At 43.3% G+C, this 25271-nt stretch carries 28 protein-coding genes; 10 read left to right on the top strand and 18 right to left on the bottom strand.

From position 1 onward, the window contains the following. Position 1: 1 nt before the first annotated feature. The 13 genes from B3V56_RS02315 to B3V56_RS02255 are packed head-to-tail and all read right to left on the bottom strand — an operon-like array spanning position 2 to position 10894. On the bottom strand, positions 2-550 hold the full coding sequence (locus B3V56_RS02315; protein ID WP_289282042.1) for a DUF3261 domain-containing protein: 549 nt from the start codon (positions 548-550) through the stop codon (positions 2-4). Then, a complete protein-coding gene (locus B3V56_RS02310; RefSeq protein ID WP_289282043.1) occupies positions 535-1770 on the bottom strand; it encodes an NAD(P)/FAD-dependent oxidoreductase in 1236 nt (411 codons plus the stop codon). The genes B3V56_RS02315 and B3V56_RS02310 overlap by 16 nt, the downstream gene beginning before the upstream one ends. Next, complete coding sequence (locus B3V56_RS02305; RefSeq protein WP_289283930.1) at positions 1745-4063, bottom strand: MMPL family transporter; 2319 nt, start codon at positions 4061-4063, stop codon at positions 1745-1747. The genes B3V56_RS02310 and B3V56_RS02305 overlap by 26 nt, the downstream gene beginning before the upstream one ends. Further along, positions 4063-4629 carry an outer membrane lipoprotein carrier protein LolA gene (locus B3V56_RS02300; protein ID WP_286303656.1) on the bottom strand — a complete coding sequence of 189 codons (567 nt, stop codon included), beginning with the start codon at positions 4627-4629 and terminating at the stop codon, positions 4063-4065. The genes B3V56_RS02305 and B3V56_RS02300 overlap by 1 nt, the downstream gene beginning before the upstream one ends. Then, positions 4626-5033, bottom strand: a complete 408-nt coding sequence (locus B3V56_RS02295) for an acyl-CoA thioesterase (RefSeq protein WP_286303655.1) — start codon at positions 5031-5033, stop codon at positions 4626-4628. The genes B3V56_RS02300 and B3V56_RS02295 overlap by 4 nt, the downstream gene beginning before the upstream one ends. Beyond that, positions 5030-5977 carry a hypothetical protein gene (locus B3V56_RS02290; protein ID WP_289283929.1) on the bottom strand — a complete coding sequence of 316 codons (948 nt, stop codon included), beginning with the start codon at positions 5975-5977 and terminating at the stop codon, positions 5030-5032. Before B3V56_RS02290 ends, B3V56_RS02295 begins: the two co-directional genes overlap by 4 nt. Continuing rightward, positions 5967-6716, bottom strand: coding sequence for a glycosyltransferase family 2 protein (locus tag B3V56_RS02285; protein WP_289282046.1), 750 nt, complete (start codon positions 6714-6716; stop codon positions 5967-5969). Before B3V56_RS02285 ends, B3V56_RS02290 begins: the two co-directional genes overlap by 11 nt. After that, a complete protein-coding gene (locus B3V56_RS02280) occupies positions 6709-8394 on the bottom strand; it encodes an AMP-binding protein (RefSeq protein ID WP_289282047.1) in 1686 nt (561 codons plus the stop codon). The genes B3V56_RS02285 and B3V56_RS02280 overlap by 8 nt, the downstream gene beginning before the upstream one ends. After that, positions 8391-8933: a hypothetical protein gene (locus B3V56_RS02275; protein ID WP_289282048.1), complete on the bottom strand. Its 543-nt coding sequence runs from the start codon at positions 8931-8933 to the stop codon at positions 8391-8393. Before B3V56_RS02275 ends, B3V56_RS02280 begins: the two co-directional genes overlap by 4 nt. Next, on the bottom strand, positions 8930-9184 hold the full coding sequence (locus tag B3V56_RS02270) for an acyl carrier protein (protein ID WP_289282049.1): 255 nt from the start codon (positions 9182-9184) through the stop codon (positions 8930-8932). The genes B3V56_RS02275 and B3V56_RS02270 overlap by 4 nt, the downstream gene beginning before the upstream one ends. 9 nt (positions 9185-9193) lie before the next feature. Then, complete coding sequence (locus tag B3V56_RS02265; RefSeq protein ID WP_289244491.1) at positions 9194-9454, bottom strand: phosphopantetheine-binding protein; 261 nt, start codon at positions 9452-9454, stop codon at positions 9194-9196. Continuing rightward, complete coding sequence (locus B3V56_RS02260; RefSeq protein WP_289244492.1) at positions 9438-10205, bottom strand: lysophospholipid acyltransferase family protein; 768 nt, start codon at positions 10203-10205, stop codon at positions 9438-9440. Before B3V56_RS02260 ends, B3V56_RS02265 begins: the two co-directional genes overlap by 17 nt. A gap of 5 nt (positions 10206-10210) precedes the next feature. Continuing rightward, a complete protein-coding gene (locus B3V56_RS02255) occupies positions 10211-10894 on the bottom strand; it encodes a beta-ketoacyl synthase chain length factor (RefSeq protein WP_289282050.1) in 684 nt (227 codons plus the stop codon). A 232-nt stretch (positions 10895-11126) separates the two neighbouring features. Here B3V56_RS02255 and B3V56_RS02250 point away from each other — a divergent pair, with 232 nt between their 5' ends. From B3V56_RS02250 to B3V56_RS02240, 3 genes are all read left to right on the top strand, one after another. Beyond that, on the top strand, positions 11127-11567 hold the full coding sequence (locus tag B3V56_RS02250; RefSeq protein WP_289244494.1) for a hypothetical protein: 441 nt from the start codon (positions 11127-11129) through the stop codon (positions 11565-11567). Further along, the gene (locus B3V56_RS02245; protein WP_286303645.1) at positions 11557-12288 is read left to right on the top strand and encodes a 4'-phosphopantetheinyl transferase family protein; all 732 of its coding nucleotides are present in this window, start codon (positions 11557-11559) and stop codon (positions 12286-12288) included. The genes B3V56_RS02250 and B3V56_RS02245 overlap by 11 nt, the downstream gene beginning before the upstream one ends. 261 nt (positions 12289-12549) lie before the next feature. Further along, positions 12550-14322, top strand: a complete 1773-nt coding sequence (locus tag B3V56_RS02240) for a methanol/ethanol family PQQ-dependent dehydrogenase (protein WP_289283928.1) — start codon at positions 12550-12552, stop codon at positions 14320-14322. Positions 14323-14910: 588 nt separating this feature from the next. Here B3V56_RS02240 and B3V56_RS02235 read toward each other — a convergent pair. From B3V56_RS02235 to B3V56_RS02225, 3 genes are all read right to left on the bottom strand, one after another. After that, the gene (locus B3V56_RS02235) at positions 14911-15744 is read right to left on the bottom strand and encodes an OmpA family protein (RefSeq protein WP_286303644.1); all 834 of its coding nucleotides are present in this window, start codon (positions 15742-15744) and stop codon (positions 14911-14913) included. A 160-nt stretch (positions 15745-15904) separates the two neighbouring features. Next, positions 15905-17047: a PilT/PilU family type 4a pilus ATPase gene (locus tag B3V56_RS02230; RefSeq protein WP_289244497.1), complete on the bottom strand. Its 1143-nt coding sequence runs from the start codon at positions 17045-17047 to the stop codon at positions 15905-15907. An 11-nt stretch (positions 17048-17058) separates the two neighbouring features. After that, positions 17059-18096, bottom strand: a complete 1038-nt coding sequence (locus B3V56_RS02225; RefSeq protein ID WP_286303641.1) for a type IV pilus twitching motility protein PilT — start codon at positions 18094-18096, stop codon at positions 17059-17061. A 90-nt stretch (positions 18097-18186) separates the two neighbouring features. Here B3V56_RS02225 and B3V56_RS02220 point away from each other — a divergent pair, with 90 nt between their 5' ends. The 6 genes from B3V56_RS02220 to pyrE all read left to right on the top strand — a co-directional run bounded on the left by B3V56_RS02220 (position 18187) and on the right by pyrE (position 22774). Next, positions 18187-18876, top strand: a complete 690-nt coding sequence (locus B3V56_RS02220; protein ID WP_286303640.1) for a YggS family pyridoxal phosphate-dependent enzyme — start codon at positions 18187-18189, stop codon at positions 18874-18876. A 48-nt stretch (positions 18877-18924) separates the two neighbouring features. Then, on the top strand, positions 18925-19758 hold the full coding sequence (gene proC, locus B3V56_RS02215) for a pyrroline-5-carboxylate reductase (RefSeq protein WP_289282414.1): 834 nt from the start codon (positions 18925-18927) through the stop codon (positions 19756-19758). Continuing rightward, entirely contained in the window at positions 19751-20320 is a 570-nt protein-coding gene (locus B3V56_RS02210) for a YggT family protein (protein ID WP_289282413.1), read from the top strand. Before proC ends, B3V56_RS02210 begins: the two co-directional genes overlap by 8 nt. Positions 20321-20383: 63 nt before the next feature. Further along, positions 20384-21532: a homoserine O-succinyltransferase MetX gene (gene metX / locus B3V56_RS02205; protein ID WP_289282412.1), complete on the top strand. Its 1149-nt coding sequence runs from the start codon at positions 20384-20386 to the stop codon at positions 21530-21532. Continuing rightward, complete coding sequence (gene metW, locus B3V56_RS02200; RefSeq protein ID WP_286303636.1) at positions 21532-22134, top strand: methionine biosynthesis protein MetW; 603 nt, start codon at positions 21532-21534, stop codon at positions 22132-22134. Before metX ends, metW begins: the two co-directional genes overlap by 1 nt. Then, the gene (pyrE, locus tag B3V56_RS02195) at positions 22130-22774 is read left to right on the top strand and encodes an orotate phosphoribosyltransferase (RefSeq protein ID WP_289244543.1); all 645 of its coding nucleotides are present in this window, start codon (positions 22130-22132) and stop codon (positions 22772-22774) included. The genes metW and pyrE overlap by 5 nt, the downstream gene beginning before the upstream one ends. A gap of 3 nt (positions 22775-22777) precedes the next feature. Here pyrE and B3V56_RS02190 read toward each other — a convergent pair whose 3' ends face one another. Continuing rightward, complete coding sequence (locus B3V56_RS02190) at positions 22778-23533, bottom strand: sulfite exporter TauE/SafE family protein (RefSeq protein ID WP_289244501.1); 756 nt, start codon at positions 23531-23533, stop codon at positions 22778-22780. A 28-nt stretch (positions 23534-23561) separates the two neighbouring features. Here B3V56_RS02190 and B3V56_RS02185 point away from each other — a divergent pair, with 28 nt between their 5' ends. After that, on the top strand, positions 23562-24215 hold the full coding sequence (locus B3V56_RS02185; protein WP_289244502.1) for a DUF4124 domain-containing protein: 654 nt from the start codon (positions 23562-23564) through the stop codon (positions 24213-24215). Here B3V56_RS02185 and hisC read toward each other — a convergent pair whose 3' ends face one another. Further along, positions 24216-25271 carry a histidinol-phosphate transaminase gene (hisC, locus tag B3V56_RS02180; protein WP_289282410.1) on the bottom strand — a complete coding sequence of 352 codons (1056 nt, stop codon included), beginning with the start codon at positions 25269-25271 and terminating at the stop codon, positions 24216-24218.

Raw genomic sequence — 25271 nt, 5'->3', positions numbered from 1 at the left:
ATCAACTCTGTAAGGGCGAAATCATCACACGGTAATGATGCTGTTTATGGTGAATATCAACGTTATCATCAGACATCCTTACGTCAAGGATAAGTGTATTACCTTTATATAAACGGCGATAATTCGGAGTAAGTTCAACTTGCCAATTTAACCGTTCATTATAATACTTGTGCACCGTTTTTTCTGGCCACAACGCAAATTGCATAACAGACATCACTTCTTCGAGAGGTAATGTCATATCCGTCAGATTAGTCGCTTGAAAATGGCTACCGTCATAGTTCATTTTCAGCAGAGTCTGGCCAGTTGGTGTTATCACAGCCACACGAAAATCCGACGCTGTAAACCGACTCAAGGCAATAAACGACTGTGGCTGCTTATCCTGAATCACGGTGACTTTTTGTTTCATCAGTCCCGCCTTTGGTCCCTCAGCGGGTGGTAACAATAACAGCGTATTTTCTGGCATCAGTAATGGCCGAAACAGACTACACGCTGTCAGCGTAAAAAATAAAAGGCCTAAGAATAGGATGCGCGGCATTATCTGTTTCTGCATAACTCTGCCAGAGAACTTAACCGCTTCACATCTTTCACGTATGGGTTGTGCGTGTCCCAAGCGTATCCGGCCAAAATAGAACTAATCATCCGTTTTATAGGTGCATTTTTATTTCGGGTAAAAATAACATCCTGTAGCCTGCCGTCGTACCAGGCTTCAACAAACTCTTTAAAAGTATGAATCCCCTGCTGTAGCGGCAAAACAAAGGCGTTATGCCAGTCTACTTCTTCACCCTGTAACTGCTTATCAAGCACGGAAGCAGCCAAACTGGAGGACTTGAGTGCTATCGTTACCCCAGAAGAAAAAACAGGATCCAGAAACTCACCCGCATTGCCCAATAAGGCGTAACCATCCCCATAAAGCTGTGAAACATCACAGGCATAGCCGGTAAGCTCACCAACCCGAGTATCAAAGTTTGCCTGTTTTAGTAACGTCGCCATCCAGCCTGATTCGTTAATGAGCTGTTTGAGTTTATCCTCAGTATCACCATCCAGTTGCTGAATAAATGTCTGTGTAGCAACGACACCAACGGATGAACGGCCATTACTAAACGGTATCAACCAATACCAGACATCTTGGAAGTCGGGATGCACTGTAATGAGAATTTTATTGCGATCATAAGTTTCATCCTGTATCCGGTCTTCAATGTGTGTAAACAACGATGTCCTTGATGGAAAGTTTGACGGTTTATCCAAGCCTAATAAGCGAGGTAATACACGCCCATAACCGCTAGCATCCAACACAAACTGACTTCTCAGTTTATAGACATCGCCATCTTCATCCGCTACGGTGACATACGCCGTTTTCTCGTGATATTCAAATGCAGTGACGGTCTGTCCATAACAAATCTCAACACCTTGCTGCTCAGCAGTATCAGCCAGAATTTTGTCAAACTTATCGCGTTGTACCTGATATGTCGTCCCCCACCCCTCAGTGAACTTCTCGTTAAAATCAAATGATTCATAACGTTCTGCGCAGCTGAAGGCGGCGCCATTTTTAAATTGGAAACCGGCCGCATGAACGGCATCCAACATATTGGCCTGCTCAAGAAAACGCATACTCTGCGGCAGCAAACTTTCACCAATGGAGAATCGCGGGAAATACGTCTTCTCCAATACTAATACTCGGTAACCACGCTGATTTAATAACGCAGAAACAACTGCACCTGCTGGCCCAGCGCCAATGACGATAATGTCATACTGACTTTGTGTTGCCTTCAACACTCTCTCCTTGAGTTATACGACGAAAAAAGGTCGCTAAAATCCATACCCATGACAATCCCAATAATACTGTCAAACCAAAATGCATTAATACCGGTGTCTGACTCAACGCTAATAGACCAAAAGCCATTAAACTTGTCAGCACCGACAATGTGACCGCTAACCAGGTTTGAGTCGCCCCTGAGGTTTCTGTCAAAAAGATTCCCATATCAATGCCAATACCTAACACCAGAATTAAGGCCATAAAATGAAACAAATTCACGTCAGGTAGCACAGCCATTAATATCGCTAAAGTAAAGAAGGAGGCTAACATGGGCGGCAAAATAATTCGCCAAGTGGCGTTTTTATAACGCCAAAATAAAATGGCAAAAACACCAATATAGGCCAAACACATCCACAACATAATTTGTTGTCGATAATCCTGCATCAAGTTTGAAATGGCATCGACCTGATCCACTAAAATCAGTTTTGGCACCGTCGCTTGTAACTGCACTAATGCCTGTGCTGATAATGAGTTCGAGGAGGCGAGACTGATAACTGTCGCTAAACCGGCTTGTTCTGACTCAATAATCGGTGAGGACAGTAATCCCCCCTGCTCATCTTTTCTATCAGGTGTTAAGCGGTTCAGTTTGTCATTATCAAGTTTATGCCAAGCTTGCCCAGTCATCTGCTCGGAAGCGTTCAGCAATTTATATAGCGAACTCAATTCTTGCTGGTATAAGCGTGCCACTCGTTGACTATTATTAGTCTGTGTTTTCTTCGATGGCACCGATTCCGAAAGCATGCGGTAATGAGAAATTTGACCTTGTTGCTGTAGCCTTTCTAATACGGGTTTGAGTTGCTCTTCTTGTTGTAGACAGAGTTCTATTTGCTCGCAGGGGTTTAACAAAAACTGTGTACTACTGTTAAGACCTAAAGCGTGTTGGACATATTGCTCTTGAGCTAGCAACTCAGGGGGAGATGTTTGTAATAGCCGGATATCATCTTCTGTTTCGCCATAAAACACACTGGTTGCAGCGGCAATAGTAAGGAAAATTAAGAGAATACGGACAGAGAGATTCTGATCAACACTTGGTAGTTGTTGTTGCCAATGATAAATCTTATTGCTCAATCGAGTCGTGCTGGTTGGCAAACGTTTTGTTAATAATGGCAACCATAACACCACGGTTAACCACGCTGAAACCAGTCCAACGATAGAAAAAAGTGCCATCTGTCGAAGCCCTGGGAAAGGGGTAATCGCTTGAGCAGCATACGCCAAAACACTTGAAAGCAGACCTAATGTTAGTCCTGGCAAGATATGCGAAATAACATCTCGCCGTTGCTGTCGTTCACATAAAAAATGCAGTGCATAATCAATCGCCACACCGATTAAGCCCGCCCCAAAGGCAAATGTCACGATATGTACGCGTTCAAACACCAAAAACGCTACTGATGAGGCCACGATTAAGCCAATAAAGACAGGGAGTAATAATAAAATGACACTATAAAATCGTTTAAACACCCACCACATCAGCAGCACAATGCCGAGCAGCGAACCGATACCTATCGTCGACATTTCTTTTTGTGCTTGCTTGGCACCAGCATCGGCATGAACCAGTAAACCAGATAGCTGCAGGGAAACACCTTTATCTTCCAACTTGTCTTTTTGCTGCCCATAAACACCTAAAACCGCTTTCTGGGTAGCCATCGAAAAAGCATCATCCGCTAAGTTCACTATCATTAGATAGGTATCATTTTTTTCTGTGAGCTTTAGATAATCATCTTCTGAAGTGACCTTAATGGGTGATTCCAACTGCTCTAACCACGATGACATCAGACCAAAAGGGTCATCAACCAGCGAATGTCCACCAAGACTCACGGGATTCAAAATGCGTGACAATGCTCGTTGTTTAACGATATCGCTTTTGTCAGTATCAATAAGTGCGACTAACTCATCTGTCAGCAAACCATAACGATAAGGGTAAAGCGTCTGTTGATAGTGTGTGAGCGTGGAAGCTTCAAATTGTGACAGCACAGAACTGACTTGTGGCAATGCACGAAGAGAATCCGCCAGAGCTGTCGAAGACGCTTGTCTGATTTCTTTATCCGATGCTGTCACCAGAATAAGTAGTCGCTGAGAAAACTGCCGCCCCATCTGCTCAGAAGCGGCTTTAACGAGAGGCTGCTGCTCGGATTGTGGCAACAGACTCATCATACTGGTATCTAATACTGGCCGATTAACGGCTGTAATACCTATTAGCAGTAGGACAACAAGTAGCCAAACCCAAGCCAAGAATTTAAAGAAGTTGTTCATCAGTGCGACTGCGATAATTCACTAAATGTAATATGTGTTTTATCACCATTATGTTCGTTCAATGTGACTTCTCTAAGCCATTTATCTCCTGATAACTCCACACTGCTGACAACTTGTTTTAAGGTCTGTTTTTTGGGCGTTAAGGTCACATGCCACTGCTCACCATGCTGTTCACCATTGGCATAGAAAAACTCGGCTAAGTCGTGCCATTGCGCGGTTAACACAGCAAAAAAGATGTTACTCAGGATCTGAACTGAGGGATTTTTATCCGTTTTGATATGCAAAATTTCATTATTTCCCTGACGGCTGACAATATCATCAGGTGTCATTGTCAGTTCATTTTCTATCGGTGTTTCAGTCATCCAATGGATGAACTGATGACGTTGGTATTCAAATCTCCCTTGGGACGTTAAGGTAGTATCAAACTCGACAATCTGCTTCTGTTGCTCGAACCGCCCCTGAAGAGAGGCCGGAGAATCGGTGAGTTTGGCAAGTAAGTCGTAAGATAATTCTGCCTGTGCGGAAAAACTAATGAACAGCATCATGAGCATAGAGAGTCTGATCATGCTGTCACCCCAATTTTTTCAAATAAAATAGCGGGTGAGACAAATAACATTTCATTATTTGACATATCCACGGCGACTTGTACGGTATAGCCTTTGGTCAGTCTTTGCCCTGTAACCAAGTCATCAATCTGATAGTTTATTTTCAGACGATTCTCCCACTCCACCAGCGTTGCTATCACCTTCACTTTTTGTTGAAACTTTAGTGGGTGTGCATAACGAATACGTAAATCAATCACAGGCCAGGCATACCCTGACTGTTCCATTTCCGGATAGTTATATTCAATTTTATCCAATAAGGCACAGCGAGCAATTTCAAAATATTTCACATAATGACCGTGCCAGGCAACGCGCATCACATCAACATCGTGAAAAGGGACTTCAATAATCGTTTCTACCTGAATCACTGTTGCTCCTCAGTTTGCTGAGTTTGTGGTGTCATTTTTTGCCAAAACGGATAAAAATTAAACCATTGCAGAGGGGCAATATGGCAATAATGAGCCAATCTATCAGCATATTGTTGGACAGTATTTGTTAATAAAGCCTGCCGTTGCTGGCGAGTAAAAGATAACTTTTCAGAAAATAACTCTGTGTAGATGTGATACATCTTGTCTTGCTTAAGGCAAAACATCAGATAGACCGGACACTTTAATAAACTCGCTAATAGAAAGGCGCCTTGAGGCAAAGCCGCTTGTTCACCTAAAAAGGTGACTTCAGAGACTCGTTGCTGCCCAGTGACCGGTGTTCTATCACCAGCAATAACAAGAAACTCTCCAGCTTCAACACGTTCAGCCATCATCATGGCAAAGGCCGGGCTCATATCAGTCACTTGATACATCTTAACCTGTGTCGTATTGCCTACCTTTTTCATTAAGGCATTAAATTTTTCAGCATGTTGGGTGTAGACCAGCAAGGTCAATTTCAAATTCGGCTGTTGATGTGCCAATGCATTACAGACTTCGGTATTCCCCAGATGGGATACCACAATAATACCGCCCTGCTTTTGTTCAATAGCCGCTTCAAACTGACCGTCACTATGAAAGCGTACATCTTTGAGTTGAATACGTCCCATCCATGCCAGTAATTTATCCAGCAGAATGTCAGCAAACATAAGAAAGTGTTTAAATGACGATAACCTACCTAAGTCAGGATAGGTCTCGGTTAGTCGTGATAAATAATGTTGTGAAGCTTTTCTAGCTTCTCGACGGGTTAAATAATAGTAAGTCATCACCGGAAATAAGCAGAGACGAAAAGCCCATCGACCAAAGACCCGATAACAAAATAATAGAATCTGCATGCCGATGACCGTCCCGGACTCGGCCACACGCGACCAATGCGAATTATTGACCATCACGTTTACGCCATAATAAACACGGCATACGCCACAACATGCCAAAAAACAGCCGTGTATGCATGAGCGTAATCAAACCATTATCCTTCCATAAAAGAAAGTGAGAAACACCATCCAGCGGATAATGCACTTTCGTCGGTAAATTAGTGACTTTCTGATAACGCCATAGCCATCTGACGATGACTTCCGGATCAAAGTCCATACGGTTACCACAGTGAGAAAGCAGCGTTACAGTCTGTTGCAGCGGATAAACCCGAAACCCACACATACTATCTTTAATGCTAAAGGATAAGGTATTAATCCAGATCCATATATGAGTCAGATAACGACTGTATAAACGTATTTTAGGCACTGATTCATCATACTGAGGGTAGCCAGTGATAAGCGAGTCTGGCTCACTTTCTGCTGCTTGAATAAAGCGGGTAATATCTGCCACATCGTGTTGACCATCCGCATCGATTTGCAATCCATGTGAATAGCCATTATCCAACAACCATCGCAGACCCGCCTTCACCGCGGCGCCTTTACCGCCGTTCACTTCTAGGCGAAGCAAACTTAACTGATGCGGAAACTGTTCAGCAAGAGCAATCAATGTTTGCTGACAGGGTATATCACTGCCATCATCCACCAATAGAATAGGCAATCCAGAGGCCATGACTTGGGCCACAATCGTCCCAATCGCATGTTCATGGTTATACACTGGGATCACAATGGCAGGATTAAAGATATACTCAGGCATAACAAACCTTTCCGCTTGAGTGAACGCCCTTCTCAGAGGAAAAACTGAAACTCAATTTCTGCTTGGAGTGGTCATAACTTAACGATAAGCTGACTACACTTCCGGGCAGGATCAGTTGTTGAAACTTAATCGCTTCCAGTCGATGGAAATGACCAGAAATATTAAGATATTTTTGTCCGAGCTTGGCTGCCCAGTGCAATTGCACAACGCCAGGTAAAATAGCCTGCTGTTGAAAGTGCCCATCAAAATACAGAAGCTCTTCAGGTATGCGACAGCTGAAATCCGCCGCCTGTTCACTCACAGTTTCAGCTTCAATGATAGGCCAAACTGTATCGGGCTTATCAAACAATGCTGTGAGCGCATTCATGGTTAATTTTCCTTGTGTATTCACTGGCATCGCCTCAATAAAACGCCAGCGTCTCGGCAATAAAACAGGCTCAAACTGATCGGCTAATGAGTGTTTCATGCTTTTTATAAGTGCTTTTCTTCCCTGAGTGATGAGCTGCTGCTGACCGCTCTCAGATAACACGGCCACCACGGCTGTTTCTGTACGCTTTCTGCTCAAGAGTATGGCTCTTGCTTCAGCAATCCATGGGTGCTCTATTACTGCATTGGCTAATTCAGTCAATGAGAGGCGTTTTCCCTCGACTTTCACGATAGGGTCATGCCTGCCTAGCAAAGCAAAATCACCCTGAGGATCAAATTCAATATGATCAGCTAATACATATGAATTTCCACCCTGAACAAATCTTACTTCAAGCCCACCCGTCTCCACTGTCTTTAACTGAACATGAGAAAGTTTATGCCACAAAGCATCGTGCTCAGTATCTTGTTGACAGCGCCAAGCGATGGCCCCGGTTTCAGTACTGCCATATATCTCCTTAACTCGCACATCGAGATAAGCAGACACATTCATACTCTCGGTTCGGGTTAATGGTGCGGCTGATGAATAAACCTCAACACAATTATTTTTTACTAAATTCCAGTCCTGCTCGGCATTCATTCTTGCTAGATGCGCCGGGCTGGAAATCAAACAGAATCGTCCGTACAACGAAGCAGAACGGATCAATTCCTCAGGATACTCATGTAACTTCGCGCTAAATGCCTGCTGATAGCAAAAAGGTCTTAATAAACGAAATATCACGCCATACATATGCTGATGTGTGACTGTAGCAAGCACCACTTCAACGTCTTCACATGAAAGACAATCCAATGCGGCTATTTCTCTATCTAGCGCCTGTAGAGATTTATCAATACATTTCGGCTGCCCCTGCGAACCGGAAGTAAATACCTGTAAGGCAATCAAGTCAGTACTGGCTTTCTGCCACTGCCATACCTCGTGATGCTCATCGCTTGGCTGGGCAAACGTATTTTGCTCAAACTCCCCAACAAAGCCATCGACATGGTGTTGAAGTCTGGCAACCGTTGCAGGAAGCTTGTCAGCAGAAAGGCATACCGTCCGTTCTAATTGCCATAGCGCTAGCATGATAGCCAGACACTCAAACGCATCTGAGTGATAGACGGCCCAGTATTGTCCTTCATGTTCTTTAATACTTGCTATCCAGGCGGTAACACGTCGTTTTAATTCTGCACGATCCCGCTTTCTGTCACCATCGATAGCGATCACGACATCATCATTATCTTGCCACCAGCTAAACAAACTATAAGGAATCGTCATTGTCGCCTTACTCTTTGTCGAATAAGCCATTCAACACTGAACATGACAGCGATAAGCACATAAGCAATCACGCCGTTATATAACATCCAGGCTTGGGATGACATAAAAAAGACGGTGATAAAAGCGATTATCGCATTTAAAAGAAAAAAGACACTCCAGGCGATAGTGACCTTCCGAGTATAGGCTACCCCTTCTGCCGGTAAATCAGGTTCTCTGAGTTTCGCCAGTTTTTCAATCACTGACTCCTTGGCATGTAAACTCATCACAAATACGGTAAATAAGCTCAGGTTGATCATCACCGGATATAGTTTTAATGCGGTACTCGTTTCACTGAATAAGACAAGACTCACGAGCAAGGCCACCATCAGCGTAAGCATGAGTCGCTCCTGCCACAAAGTGGCGAGCCAGAACCGACTCAGTAATAAGAGCCCCAAAAAAACAATTAATGTTTGATAGTGATTACTGTGTAAGCCCCAAAACACAATAAACGGATAGGCGATAGATAACAGGACAGAAAACAGCCTGATAGCAGTCATCATTGCTCGTTATTCAATAACTTATCTACTTGCTCAACAATATCCTGAACGGTACGAACCATTTTAAAATCGTCTGGCTGAATTTTTTTCTTGGTCATTTTTCTTAACTCGATAACAAGATCAACCGCATCAATACTATCGATATCCAAGTCTTCATATAAATTCGATTCAGGGCTGATATCTGCTGGCTCGATTTCAAACAGCTCCTCAAAAACCGCCACTACTTTTTCGTATATTTCTTGCTGACTTTTCATGATGTTGTTCTATTTTGTTCTATGTTCTTCAACCAGAGCAGCTAAAGCACTCACACTGGCAAAATGTTGCCTTGTCTCTTCCGAGTCTGACTTAAGTTTAATGCCATATTGCTTTTGTAGCGCTAAACCAATCTCCAGTGCATCAATCGAGTCGAGTCCAAGTCCATCCACAAATAAGGGTTCGTCACTGTCGATATCCTCAACATCGATATCTTCCAGATCGAGGCTGTTGATAATCATTAATTTTATTTCATTATGCAGTGCGTTCACGCAATCCTATCTCCTCATTAAAATACTGACTTAACGCAGAGGTTAAGTTTCTTGCGGCAACAGAAGGTTTATCCTGTTTTATAAAATCGGTAATAGCTATCGGCTCTGCCACTGTAATCTTGAAATGTGGCTTGCTATCAGGGATTTGGTACCAAGGTTGTCCTTTGGTCAACGTGACAGGCTGACAATCAATTAAAACCGGGGTAACGTCAACTTGAGTCCTAACTGCAACATTGGCTGCACCACGCTTTAAGGTTAATACTTTTCCAGGAATTGAACGTGTTCCCTCAGGAAAAATAATCAGCACATCACCATGTTTAAACGCAGCTTCAGCCGCTGCAATCACATCGTCCACGCTATCATCATTAACAATGTAGCCAGCGGCTTTCAGTGGGCCTCGCGTGAACGGATTACGCATCAACGCACTTTTTACCACGCAGTTTGCTTGTGGGATCAGAGAGATCAGAAAAACGACATCTATCAAAGTCGGGTGATTGGCTAAAACAAGCTTGGCTTCCTTTAATCGATCAATATCTTCAAGCTCATATGAAAGGATGCCCATGCTTTTCATTAATCGAATATAAACCCGAAAGCTATGATGAATAAAGGCTTTGCCTCGTCTTTCTCTGCGCTGTACATCTCCAGGCAACAGATAAATAACAGGAATGACGACCAACGGAATGATAATTCCGCCCAAGCCAAAGAGTAAGAAACTAACAGCTGTTGCTAATAATCGCCAAAGTCGCTGCACATTTCTCACCGTTCTAACCTTCTAACACGCCAACAACTTGCTGCTGTGGTGAGCTTAATCTCTTGCTGATAGCTCATTAACAGCGAAATAAAATCAAACAGTCCTTGCTCAGAACTGAATGAAGAATCAAATGTGGGTTCACGTGCAAACTCTATGGCTGAATCAAGGGTTTCATCATGACTGACAATAAAGGCAACGGCCACAGGAAAAGGTAAACTTTGAGAAAACCGTTGATAAATATCGGGTAATGGTACGTCATAGATAACACATAACACCTTGCCATAGACTTCTAGCTGTGCAGCAGCCTCATGCAATGTGCTCAGTACTAAATTTTCAGTACTGGCTATCGCTGTAATAGGAGCAACATCCTGACGAGCGATCGACAACAATCCGCCTACCGCATTATGCACAGCCAGACTGAAACTGGTTGGTGATAAAGGCTCACTGTTACCAATATCTTTTAATAATGATAATGTCAGCGGCGTATCACCATGACGGGTAGCGAAGATCGTAGAAATCCCCTGTTTACTCTCCATCAGGTTAAACGTGGCTTTCGCAGCAATTTTACCCAGCGTCGTAAAACGACGACGCAACAAAGCCGGTACTTGTTTTATCTGGATAGGTGTATTTTCGGATGGTTTGCTATCAATATCATCAAACCACTTCATCCATGCGTCTGTATCTTCCATGCCAGGTGCCAAGGCGGACCATGACTCCAACTTCAGCTTAATCAATGAGTCAACCTCTGTGATGTCATGCGAGTCCGTTCGGTTAGCGTTTGTGTCTAACGTTTGTCATAAAGTAATCAAGTGTTGGAAGAATTCTACTTTCATCATTGATATATGCAAGAAAAAACATGGAAATTGTAGTAAAACAGCCGATGAACTATACTGCTCGCTTTTTACACATGGACGTTATCTCATGAAAAAAGTCTTTTCGATATTGATTCTTGCCACTATGGTGTTATCTAGCCAAGCATTTGCTCGAGATACAAAACACCTTTTTTCAATCAAAGAGGCAATGGAATCGGCTGACTTCAAAGAAAAGCTGGACCCCACCATTCGCTTTATTTTTGGTCAACCAGCAGATACAAAAGTCCTTGAAGACAAAGGTAACTTCGTAAGCAATAAAAAAACGAACGCCTTTAATAAAACCGACAAAGAGGCGTGTGAATGGGTTCTCCTCAGTGCACTACTCTCATTCCAAGATAGAGTCCGAGCTGAAGGTGGTAATGCCGTTATAAATATAGAGAGCTATTACAAAAAGAACGCATTTATCAGCACAAGCGAGTATGAGTGCCATGCAGGCGCTATTATCGCTGGCGTCGCTTTGAAGGGTGATGTCGTTAAACTTGCTGAATAAACACCTACACTGCCCTCAACTCTGGTTAGCCAACCTTGAGGGCAGTTCAGATTCTCTTAATTCAGATTTTTTAGACGAATCGAGTACTCAAAGATATCACCGACTATCCTCCCCCAAAAAGCGACAACAATTTTTATTAAGCCGATGGTTAATTAAATACGCCGTTAATCATCTGTTTGGTATTCACTTTGAGGATGTGGTTATTGATGACAACACGGATACCTGTCCCAAACTCCCCCAATTAACCAGCCCCTTCTTTTGTAGCCTGTCCCATAGCCATGACTGGGTAGCTATTGTGTTTGCAGACTTACCATGTGGTGTTGATATAGAAATTAAGAAACCACGTAACAATATGATTGGCATGGCCAAAAGTTTTATGTCTGAGAGAGAATATGAACTTTACTCCTCAAACACATCTCAAGATTATTTTTACCAATGCTGGTGCATAAAAGAAGCGTTTTATAAATCTCTGCCGAGATCAACACAATTCAAAACACCTTTCCATACTATTGATACTGGGAGGTTGAGCCAGTCTCCTAACTGTACTTTATCTTCATTCACATCTGAGCAATATCAGCTCGCAGTCTTTATCTCATCCACAATAGAAATAATGGACGCTTATTTAGTTACGCCCCCAAGCAATGCCACTCAACCTTTTACATCCACAAGTCCAATGATTGTTAACTGGGAGCAACTCCCCATACGCTCTCTTTATAAATAGTTTGCTCTAAGATACTCCCCCTACCATCGTTACTTGTCTGAGATTCCAATCGGCCATTATTTTTGGAAACTAGTGCAATTAGTTCCTTTTTTTGACTGTTAGTCTTTCCCTACCCCTTGGGGATTATCAAACATGATTTTGTGTTTGGTAAATGATGACTTATAGAAAAACCTTCTGTTTTTTTATACGTCAGCGTTTGGTAAAGAAGTGGCGACTTCAGCTTCCGCTTACTTCTATATCTTAAGTTTGAAGGGAAAAATGATGAAAAAAACAACAATATCTCTGGCTTTAATGTCAGTTGCTCTACCCATGACAAGTTATGCAGATGAATTGCTTTCTATGCAAAAAGACCCGAATGAGTGGGTGATGTCAGCAGGTAACTATGAAAATCATCGCTATAGTGAATTAACGGATATCAATAAAGAGAACGTTAAAGATCTGAATATGGCCTGGTCATTTTCAACAGGTGTATTAAAGGGTCATGAAGGTAATTCACTTGTTATTGGCGATACCTTATACATTCATACGCCATTTCCAAACATTGTGTATGCATTAGACCTAAATAATGACGGTGCCATCAAATGGAAATATGAACCCAAACAAAACTATGATGACACCGTACCTGTTATGTGCTGTGACGTCATCAATCGTGGTTTAGCTTATGGTGATGGCAAAATCTTCCTAAACCAGGCCGATACTACCTTGGTAGCTTTAGACGCGGAAACCGGCAAAATAGTTTGGTCTGATAAACGCGATGATCCCAGAGTCGGTGCAACTAACACGGGGGTTGCTCATGTATTTAAAGATAAAATCGTTGTTGGTATCTCTGGTGGTGAATTTGGTGTTCGTGGTTATGTTCAGACTTACGATTTAAATGGTAAGTCTTTATATAAAGCCTACAGCACAGGTCCTGATGCAGAGATGTTGGTAGATCCTGAAAAAACAACATCGATGCTGAAACCTGTTGGTGAAAATTCATCATTAAACACCTGGAAAGGTGATCAATGGAAAATTGGTGGTGGTACGACTTGGGGATGGTATTCATACGATCCGGATCTGAACCTGTTTTACTATGGTACGGGTAACCCATCGACATGGAATCCACTGCAACGTCCTGGTGATAACAAATGGACTATGTCATTGTTTGCCCGTGATTTAGATACAGGCATGGCGAAATGGATTTATCAAATGACGCCACATGATGAATGGGATTACGACGGTGTCAACGAAGTCATTCTTGCCGATCAAAAAGTCAAAGGCAAAATGCGCAAAACAGCAGTGCATTTTGACCGTAATGGTTTTGGCTACACCATGGATCGTGCATCAGGTGAATTATTAGTCGCCAACAAGTTTGATCCTTCGGTTAACTGGGCGAATAGCGTTAATCTGAAAACAGGCTTACCCGACCGTAATAAACAGTTCTCTCCTGAACATAATGGTGAAGATACAAACACGACTGGAATCTGCCCGGCAGCACATGGTGCTAAGGATCAACAACCTGCTGCATACTCACCAAAAACGGGCCTGTTCTATGTGCCAACAAACCATATTTGTATGGACCTGGAACCATTTGAGGTGGAATATTTAGCGGGTCAACCTTATGTAGGCGCCTCAGTCAATATGTTTGCTGCTGAAAAAGACAATATGGGCAACTTTATTGCCTGGGATGCACGTGAAGGTAAAATCGTCTGGTCTGATAAAGAAAGATTCTCAGTATGGTCAGGTGCTTTAGCGACAGCCGGTGATGTCGTCTTCTACGGTACTTTAGAAGGATATTTAAAAGCAGTTGATGCTCAAACTGGACGTGAGCTATGGCGTTTCAAAACCCCATCAGGCATCGTGGGCAATGTGAACACCTATAAACACGATGGCAAACAATATATTGCTATCTTGTCAGGCATTGGTGGCTGGGCTGGTATCGGCATGACCAACAACCTGGAAAATGACACCGATGGCTTAGGTGCTGTTGGTGCCTACAAATCGTTATCAAGCTGGACTTCTTTAGGTGGCGTTCTGAGCGTGTTCAGCCTATAAGATCATCCTAATACTATAGATTGACACAGTGCATAAGACTCCGGTGATAGACATATCATCGGAGTCTTTTTTTATGGGGGATCAATTTATTTTCTCTGCTTCCAAAGAAAACAGCTTGCACGTTGAGGTAACCTTATTAATCCTCAATCTTTTTAAATGGATTTTCTTCAGGCAAAAAAAAGCCCTCATCAGAAAACTGAGAGGGCGAAGGGAAAACCAATGAAAGCCGTAAAGCTGAATTTAATAATAGATAAACACGGCTTATTCTAATATAGGAAAAACTCCTTTTATCTCTCAGCTCAAGTCAGTTTTTTCTCTCCTCTTGGATAATAGAATTGTTCCACTCAAACCTTAGAGGAGTACTTGTAGTCAAGAATCGACCACTAAGAGAGGGCTTACAGCTCAAAGCAAACAGATATAACTCGCCTAGTGTTCTCCATACCCATTGCAAACCAAGTCTGCATGAGTGCTTAACTACTCTTCAGTGGCTGATGGCTACTATAACGATTTAATCATTCTTCTGGATATGGATAAAAAAAAGGCCCTGCAAGCAGGGCCTTTTATCATCACTTGTAATGTTGTCTTGTTTTATTCGTTAACAACGAAATCAACACGACGGTTTTTCGCTCTTCCAGCGTCTGTATCATTTGTAGCAACTGGGAATTTTTCACCCATACCTACTGGGATAAGGTAGCTACCGTTAATACCACGAGAAGTCAGGTAGTCAACAACAGACTGAGCACGTTCTTGTGACAGTTTTTGGTTGTATGCTTCACTACCGATGCTATCAGTGTGACCTTCAACACGTACTTCAACAACGCTATCAGTATCTTTCAGAACAGAAACAGCTTCTTCAAGAATTTGTTTCGCATCGTCAGTCAACGTCGCTTTATCAAATGCGAAATTAACGCCTTCTAAAGACAGCACTTTTTCACCTGCTAATGGGCAACCATCTTGGTCAACAATGACGCCTTTAGGTGTATTAGGGCACAGATCTTTGTAGTCAGGCACTGCATCACCATCAGAGTCAAGCGCACAACCTACGCGGTCAACAGTCACACCAGGAGGTGTTTGTTGGCACATGTCGATACCGTCGTACACACCATCTTTATCTGTGTCATATGCACAACCATTTTGATCAACTAAGGCACCTGGAGGTGGCTCTACAGCACATACTGGTTTTTCTACTGCTGCTTCTTGTTCTTCTTCACCGTTAGGGCAAAGTAATAGTGCGAGCATTGAACCTACTACAGCACTTCCAGCTGCAGCATCAGAATCACCTGCGGCAGCGCCTGCGGCACCACCAACTAGAGCACCACCTACTGCACACATAATGTTTTGGTTAGTTGTTTTCGGATTACCCGCACAACCAGCCAGCAAAGCTATTGCAAACGCTGCTGACAGGAGTTTTGATAATTTCATATTGCCTTCCTTTTCCGTAGAAAAATAAATGAACACGTCTTAAATTTTGATTTGCTCAATACCGAGTGTGGTACTTTCGCTACATATTAAACCAGTATTTGCTTGACGTCTAATAGATCTTATTAGTGATTGCGTGAATGCTGTGTCAAAAAAACAACAGCTACATACGCCCTATTACATCCTCAGGTTCAGCTTGTAAGGATAAACTGGAAACAGCACTGTCTTTAGCCAGTTCCCCCGACTCCATACCCAATTTAATCATTAGCCGTACTTCATTAGCTGAATCAGCGTTACGTAAGGCTTCCTCGTAGCTGATTTCACCGGCTTTGTACAAGTCATAGACGGCCTGATCAAATGTCTGCATACCCAGCTCTTTAGAGCGTTTCATCACTTCTTTAATTTCATAAACCTTGCCCTTCTCGATTAAATCAGCAATCAGCGGCGTATTCAGAAGCACCTCAACCGCAACAGCCCTGCCCGAGCCATCTTTTTTAGGGATTAGTCGCTGAGCGATAACGGCTTTCAGATTTAAGGAAAGATCTAAAAATAACTGTTGATGACGCTCTTCAGGAAAAAAGTTGATAATCCTGTCCATAGCCTGGTTCGCGTTATTTGCATGTAAGGTGGATAAACAAAGATGACCGGTTTCGGCAAATGCGACACCGTAATCCATCGTCTCACGGGTACGTATCTCACCAATCATGATCACATCCGGCGCCTGCCGCAAAGAGTTACGAAGCGCGATTTCATACGAGTCAGTGTCTATTCCAACTTCTCGTTGTGTAACAACACAGCCAGCGTGTTTATGGTCAAACTCAATAGGATCTTCAATCGTCAAAATGTGACCCGTACTATTCTGATTACGGTAACCGATCATGGCAGCCAATGTCGTTGACTTACCACTGCCTGTTGCACCGACAAAAATGACTAAACCACGTTTTGTCATCGATAATTCTTTGATGACTTGAGGCACATGGATGTCTTCAATAGTAGGAATCTCGTCTTTAATTCGACGCATCACCATGGCAATTTTATTGCGTTGATAAAGCGCACTGATACGAAAACGACCTGCACCTTTAGTCTCCAGTGCGTAGTTACACTCTTTTTCACGCTCAAATGTTTTTTTCTGAGCATCAGACATCGTGCTTAATACTAAATCTCTGGCCTCATCATCCTGCAGTGCATCTTGTGAGAGTGTCGCCATACGTCCATTGACCTTTAAGGTGACGGGCCGACCAGCGGTGATGAACACATCTGAAGCATCATGTTTCACAGCGGCTTTTAAAATTGTGACAATTTCCATATCACACCTCTTTAACGGAATAAGTCTTTATTAACAGCACGTGGTAATGCTTCCTGTTTTGTCACTTTTTGTCTTCTGACCAAATCTTGTAAACACTGATCTAACGTTTGCATTCCAATAGCGCCGCCCGTCTGAATAGCAGAGTACATCTGCGGTACTTTATCTTCGCGTATTAGATTTCTGATGGCAGGCGTGCCAATCATGATTTCATGCGCAGCAATTCGACCACCGCCGACTTTTTTCATTAATGTTTGCGAAATAACCGCGCGCAATGATTCAGATAACATAGAACGCACCATATCTTTTTCCGCAGCAGGGAACACGTCAATGATGCGGTCAATGGTTTTTGCTGCAGACGAGGTATGTAAGGTACCAAAGACTAAATGCCCGGTTTCAGCGGCTGTCAACGCCAATCTAATTGTCTCCAGATCACGTAACTCACCTACCAGAATGATATCTGGATCTTCACGCAAAGCACTTCTAAGCGCTTCACTAAAACCATGTGTATCACGATGCACTTCACGCTGATTGATCAAACATTTTTTACTTTGATGTACGAATTCGATCGGGTCTTCAATGGTTAAAATATGTTCATTATCTTTTTCATTTCGATAATTAATCATGCCTGCCAGCGTTGTGGATTTACCCGAACCGGTTGGCCCAGTCACCAATACAATCCCACGATGATTATCCGCAATAGTTTTGAATATGTCGGGAGCGCCAAGATCTTCAAGACTCAGTACTTTGGATGGAATCGTTCTAAAAACAGCCGCCGCACCGCGGTTCTGATTGAAAGCATTGACACGAAAACGTGCCAAGCCCGGCACCTCAAATGAGAAATCAGCTTCCAGGAACTCTTCAAAGTCCTTGCGCTGTTTGTCATTCATAATGTCATAAATCATCGCGTGAACATCTTTATGTTCCATCGCTGGCAGGTTAATGCGCTTGATATCACCATCGACACGGATCATTGGCGGCTCACCTGATGAAACATGTAAATCCGAGGCATTGTTTTTTGCGCTGAACGCAAGCAATTCAGTAATATCCATCAACGATTCCTATGCGGTTTGGTGTAGTCTAGTTAATTGAAAATTTAAGCAATGTGTATAAAGGTATCGCGCCCTTATGAGGCTTGCAACATGACAGATGTAAAAAAACGTTTCCAACAAATTCATCACGAAATATCGACATCGGCATCTTCCGCACAACGTGATCCGAAAAGCATACAATTATTGGCCGTCAGCAAAACATGGCCTGCAGAGGCATTGCGTGAAGTGGCGTTACTCGGTCAGCGCCAGTTTGGTGAAAACTATTTGCAGGAAGCCTTGGATAAGATTGATGCTTTGGCTGATCTTGATCTGGAATGGCATTTCATTGGTCCTATCCAATCGAATAAAACCCGTGATATCGCCGGGCATTTTGATTGGGTTCAGAGCGTTGATAGAGAAAAAATTGCCCGCCGTTTAGATGAGCACAGACCGGATTCACTTGCGCCTCTCAATGTCTGCATACAAATCAATATTGATGAAGAAGACACCAAGTCAGGCACCAGTCCGGAAAAGCTACAGACATTAGCTGACTATATCGCCACTCTCGATAAGCTTTGCCTAAGAGGATTGATGGTTATTCCCTCTCCCAAACAATCCACCGACGAAGAAAAAGACAGCTTCTCACGTGCTTATGAATTGTTTCAGCAATTACGTCAGACATACCCGCAGGTTGATACTCTATCTATGGGAATGAGTGCAGATATGTCTACAGCCATCGCTTGTGGCAGTACAATGGTACGCATCGGGACAGCATTATTTGGACAACGTGATAAACGTTAAGCATTTAATGCATCAAATTCCAACTAATACAGATACAAAGGTGAACAAATGAAGCAATGCACAATCGCATTTATTGGTGGCGGCAATATGGCGCGCAGCCTGATAGGCGGGCTGATTAGTAATGACTTTGCCGCTGATAACATTCATGTTTCTGATGCAAACACTGAAACACTGGATAATTTAACATCACGCTACAGTGTCAAAACATTCACTGACAATCTGGCTGCGATTGCTGATGCTGATGTAGTGATTCTGGCGGTAAAACCGCAGCAGTTGCAATCCGTCATTCGCCAAATATCACCAGCTTGGCAACAAGATAAATTACTCATTTCTATTGCGGCAGGTATTCGATTGGATGACATCACTCGCTGGTTAGACTTTGAACAAGCTGCGATTGTCAGAGCCATGCCAAATACACCCTCTTTGGTTCAGGCGGGCGCTACCGCTCTATGTGCCAATGATTACGTGACATCTGCTCAACATGAATTAGCGGAATCCATGTTAAGAGCGGTTGGCCTTGCTTTGTGGATTAGCGATGAAAAACAGATGGATGCCGTAACAGCTCTATCTGGCAGTGGCCCTGCTTATTTTTTCCTGGTGCTGGAAGCGCTGCAAACAGCAGGTATGGAATTAGGTCTACCTGAAGAAACGGCACGTTTACTCGCGCTGGAAACCAGCTTTGGTGCAGCCAAAATGGCATTGGAAAGTGATGAGTCAGCCTGCGTACTTCGCCAACGTGTGACATCGCCCGGCGGCACAACAGAGCGAGCGCTCGATGTGTTTGAAAAAGGCGATCTACGCGGATTATTTAGCAAAGCACTCACGGCAGCAGCTCAACGCGCTGATGAACTCGCTGAACAATTAGGACAAGACTATGACTAGTGGTTATATAAGCAACCCTCTGATTTTCCTGATTGATACACTCATCTATCTATACATGGTGGTGGTTGCTCTGCGTTTGATAATGCAATGGGCACATTGGGAATATCACAACCCGATGGTGCAGTTTATTATCAAACTCACTCAGGTACCGGTGAAGTTTCTTCGCCGCTTTATCCCTGCTGCAGGTCGCTGGGATACAGCCACGCTGGTATTACTCATCAGTGTGACACTTATAAAAATGATCGCTGTGGGTATACTCGCTGGCATAATGCCTCAAGGTCTTTTATGGCTCACCATTCTCCTGGCAGAATTATTTCAACTATTCATCAATATTTTTACTGTCAGTATCATCATCGAAGTGATTTTAAGCTGGGTAACCCCGGCAGGCACCTACAACCCTGTCGCGCCATTAGTCAGTAAGATGAATGCTCCATTACTTAGACCTGTCAGAAGGACCATCCCTCCTATTGCAGGAGTAGACTTATCTCCGCTGTTTGTATTACTGGGGTTACAAGTTTTATCAATGTTAGTCATGCCATTATTAGCAGGTCGCTATATATGATCCAGATTGCGCTACAACGGCAGTCTGATTAGACTTAACGCTTTTTACGGGAATCAACCATATATGCCGGAATCTATACCAGCTGACTCTGTTGGTCTGGTGAAACCATCGACAATTCATATCGATATACCACTTCAATTGGACTGTGGTAAGACGTTGTCAAGTTATGACTTAGTCTATGAAACCTATGGCTCATTAAATGAAGATGGCAGCAATGCTGTACTGATTTGTCACGCTCTTTCGGGTGATCATCATGCCGCCGGTTACCATACGATGGAAGACCGCAAACCCGGTTGGTGGGATACGGCTATTGGTCCGGGTAAGGCGATCGATACCAACCATTTTTATGTTGTGTGTCTGAATAATTTGGGTGGCTGTAAAGGTTCCACAGGCCCCAACACCATCAACCCGGAAACAGGTGAACTCTTCGGCCCTGACTTTCCTATTCTGACCGTGCCTGATTGGGTTCGTAGTCAAGCAATGCTGGCTGATCGTCTAGACATTGAGCAATGGGCAGCCGTCATTGGTGGCAGCTTAGGTGGCATGCAGGCTTTGCAGTGGTCAATCAGCCTGCCAGAACGTGTTCGCCATGCTATCGTCATCGCGGCTGCACCTAAACTTTCAGCACAAAATATTGCGTTTAATGAAGTGGCTAGAACGGCAATAAAATCTGATCCTGATTTCCATGATGGTTATTACATAAAACATAACACCCTGCCACGCCATGGCTTGGGATTAGCTCGTATGTTAGGACATATTACCTATCTGTCAGATGAGGCCATGGGTGAAAAGTTTGGTCGCGAATTACGTAATGGTGCCATTCAATATGGCTACGACGTCGAGTTTCAAATTGAAAGTTACCTACGTTATCAAAGTACCAGTTTCGTTGAACGCTTTGATGCCAACACCTATTTATTAATGACCAAAGCACTGGATTATTTTGACCCGGCACAGGACTTTAACGATGATCTTGTCGCGACTGTCGATAAGATTCAGGCGAAATCGCTCATTATCTCGTTCACAAGTGATTGGCGCTTTTCACCAGAGCGCTCAAAAGAAATTGTTAATGCGATGCTGGCTGCCGGTAAATCCGTCTGTTATGCCGAAATCGAGGCTCACCAGGGTCATGATGCGTTTTTGATGCCAATACCTCGTTACTTAGAAATCTTTGGTACCTATATGCAGCAAATTGCTGCTGAGGGGGCGAAGTGATGGCCTTACGTGTTGACCAGCAAATTATCAGTGACTGGATTCCTAATGGTGCCAAAGTTCTGGACTTAGGGTGTGGTAATGGCAGCCTGCTCAAGCATTTGCAACAACGAGATATCACTGGCTACGGTCTGGAAATCGATAACAGTAAGTTTGCAGAATGTATTCAGGCCGGCATCAACGTTATCCAGGCAGACTTGGATCAAGGTTTAGCGCAATTTGCCGATCAGAGTTTTGACTTTGTTATCTTGTCGCAAACCTTACAAGCGATTCAACGCCCAGACTTCTTACTGCAGGAAATCGTCCGTGTTGGCAAGAATGGCATTATTGGTTTCCCAAACTTTGGACACTGGCAATGTCGAATGCAATTAGCGCTGGGTGGCAAAATGCCGGTCTCAAAGACACTGCCGAATGCCTGGTTTGAAACACCGAATATCCATTTATGTACGATTAAAGATTTTGAAAATCTTTGTGATGACTATCACCTTAACGTGCTTAACAGAAGCATTGTTAATCACAACAATAAAGACAGTCTAGGAATACGTTGTCTGCCTAACTTATTTGGTCAGGTCGCGATTTACCGAGTTCAAAAACAACATGATTAAACAGTATCAAAAAGAATTTATCGAGTTTGCCTTAGCCACAGGTGTTTTACGATTTGGCTCATTTACGCTCAAATCAGGCCGTCAAAGTCCCTATTTTTTCAATAGCGGCTTATTTAACAGTGGTGCCAGCCTGGCTAAACTCGGCCGATTCTACGCTCAAACTATTGCTGATTCTGAACTGAAATTTGATGTGTTATTCGGCCCCGCCTATAAAGGCATACCTCTCGCCTCTACCACCGTTGTTGCGCTGGCCGATCAGCATAATCAAGATATGCCATATGTGTTTAACCGAAAAGAAATCAAAGATCACGGTGAAGGTGGTCAATTGGTTGGCGCAGAACTCAAAGGCAAAGTACTTATCATCGATGATGTCATTTCTGCCGGAACCTCCGTAAGAGAGTCTGTTGAGATCATCCGTGCCGCAGGTGCAGAACCCGCCGGCGTGATTATCGCTTTAGATAGACAGGAACGCGGTCAGGGTGAATTATCAGCCATACAAGAAGTTCAAGCCGAACATAATATTCCTGTATTGAATATCATTTCTCTCAACGATCTTCTGGGTTATTTGAAAGACAATCCTGATTTTGGTGAGTTTTTGCCAGCCGTGGCGGCTTATCGAGAACAATTTGGTGTGGCTTAAACATTAGCCGTAGATTAATTTCACAGATATACACAAAGTCACGATTTCAAATGCACGTTTAATCCAACGATTACCATGTTTTATTGCCAGATGAGATCCCAGATAACCGCCCAGTAATGAGCCAAGTAGCAATGCTGGCAACCAATCCCAACGAATATCACCTAGCAGCCCCAGAGTGATAGCACCTGCACCATTCCAAAACAACCCGACCATTATCAGCGTGTAAGCGACTGCACGCTGATAATCCATACCAAACCAACCTACCAGCCATAATGTCACAAAAAGCCCGGTACCTGAGGTCAGAGAGCCATTTAAGAAGCCTATCAGAAATAAAACCAATCCCCCCATGATGCAGCCGCTCCAATCTCTGTGTACAGGCACGTAATGTTGACCTAACTGTGGTTTGAGAATGGAGTAAATCCCCAATCCACCGGTTAACATGCCCAATGCTATTTCTGCCCAACGATCAGGGACCAGCAAAATAATATTTCCACCCAGTACGACTCCCGGCAGTCCTGTTAGTAACATTAATAAAACAAATTGGCGTTCTAATCGGCTTGTTTTCAAATAGCGCAAAACAGCGCCAATTCCTAGAGCCACACTCGCGACTTTATGAGTCGCTAATGCAATAGAAAAACTTAATCCGAGAAAGATTAATACGGGAAATTGGATAAGCCCGGCACCACCACCTGAGAAGGCAGAAAAAGTATTGGCTACCAATGAAACCAAAAACAAGATAAATTGATCGAGAAAACTCAAAGATGACTCCAATCACACAGACATTATCATGATACGTAAATTATTCCTGTTCTTATTCTTCTGCTTATTCAGCCTTTCCGTCTCAGCAGGTCAGCTATACCGCTTCCCTGACGAGAATGGTGTGATGACATTAAGTACCTCGCTGCCATCTGCTGCAGCACAGAAAGGCTACGACATCATTGATGCTGAAACCATGCGTCTTATTGAGCGTGTACCAGCGGCCCTAACAGAGCAAGAATTGCTCGAGCAGGCTGCACAGCAAAAAGTCGAAGAAGAAGCGCGTCTGCAAGCCGAAGCACAAGCCAAACAGGCAGAGGAAGCCCGTCAGGCACAACAGGCTTATGATAAAACATTACTGATTACGTATCGCTCGGAAGCTGATCTTATTCGCGCACGTGATAGTGATATAGCTTATCGACAAGAACAGATTGAGATGCATCAACAAAAGCTACCTGATCTCAAACAATATCTCTATCAACTACAAAATGAAGCTGCTCAACGTGAGCTAAGTGGCGCCAAAATCACTGCTAATATGCAAAAACGCTTAGATGCAGCAAAAGAAGAAATTCAAGTAAGACAGCAAGCTATTAATGATCTGAAAGCCGAGATCACACAGTTAGAAAGTAAATATGATCATGATCTCAAACGACTGAAATACCTGTTTAAACCTAACAAACAATAGTTAAACTAACGTATCCATAACCGATAATAATTGCTGGTTTTCAGTTGCAGTGCCAATAGAAATCCGTAAAAACTGTTCAATTCGCGGTTTGTTAAAGTGTCTAACGATAATGCCTTCTTTTCTAAGTCCAGCCGCAATATCAGCGGCCTTGGCCTGCTTATGCGAAGCAAAAACAAAATTGGCGGCTGAAGGCAGCACATCAAACCCTAACTCTTGAAGCCCTGTTACCACTTTATTTCGTTCATCAATGACTGCCTGACAGGTGTCTTTGAAATAGGCTTTATCTTTCATCGCTGCAATCCCAGCAGCAGAGGCCAAACTGTCAACGGGATAAGAATTAAAACTGTCTTTAACCCGAATCAATGCTTCAATCAGTTCAGGTTGACCAATCGCATAACCTATCCTGAGACCAGCTAGGGACCGCGACTTTGACATTGTCTGTACAACCAAAAGATTAGGATAATCTTTGACCAGACTGACGGCAGACTCACCACCAAAATCAATATATGCTTCATCAATCACTACAACTGAATCGGTATTCTTTCGTAGTAATTTTTCGATGTCAGAAAGCGCTAATAAACAGCCTGTAGGCGCGTTGGGATTAGGAAAAATAATCCCACCGTTGGTATTGCTATAGTCATCCACATCAATCTCAAATGCATCATTTAACGGTACTTTGTCAAAGCTTATCTGATAAAGCTGACAATAGACCGGATAAAAGCTATAGCTGATGTCTGGAAATAAGATAGGCGATTCATGCCTAAACAGCGCATTAAACACATGTCCAAGAACTTCGTCAGAGCCATTTCCGACAAACACATACGCGCTATCGATCTGATAAAAATCAGCGATTGCTTGCCGTAGCTCGGCTGATGTCGGGTCCGGGTATAAACGCAAGCGATCACTTGCCGCCATGCGAATGGCCTCAATCACTTTTGGTGATGGGCCGTACGGATTTTCATTGGTATTGAGCTTCGTTAAATTGGCCAGTTTGGGTTGTTCACCTGGCACATAAGGGTCTAACTCTTTAACAAAACCGCTCCAAAAGCGACTCAT

This window comes from Methylophaga sp. UBA2513, from assembly GCF_002341285.1.
GTDB classification, from domain to species: Bacteria; Pseudomonadota; Gammaproteobacteria; order Nitrosococcales; family Methylophagaceae; genus Methylophaga; species Methylophaga marina.
Note: the sequence above shows the minus strand (reverse complement) of the source record. Positions and strands in the feature narration are given on the sequence as shown.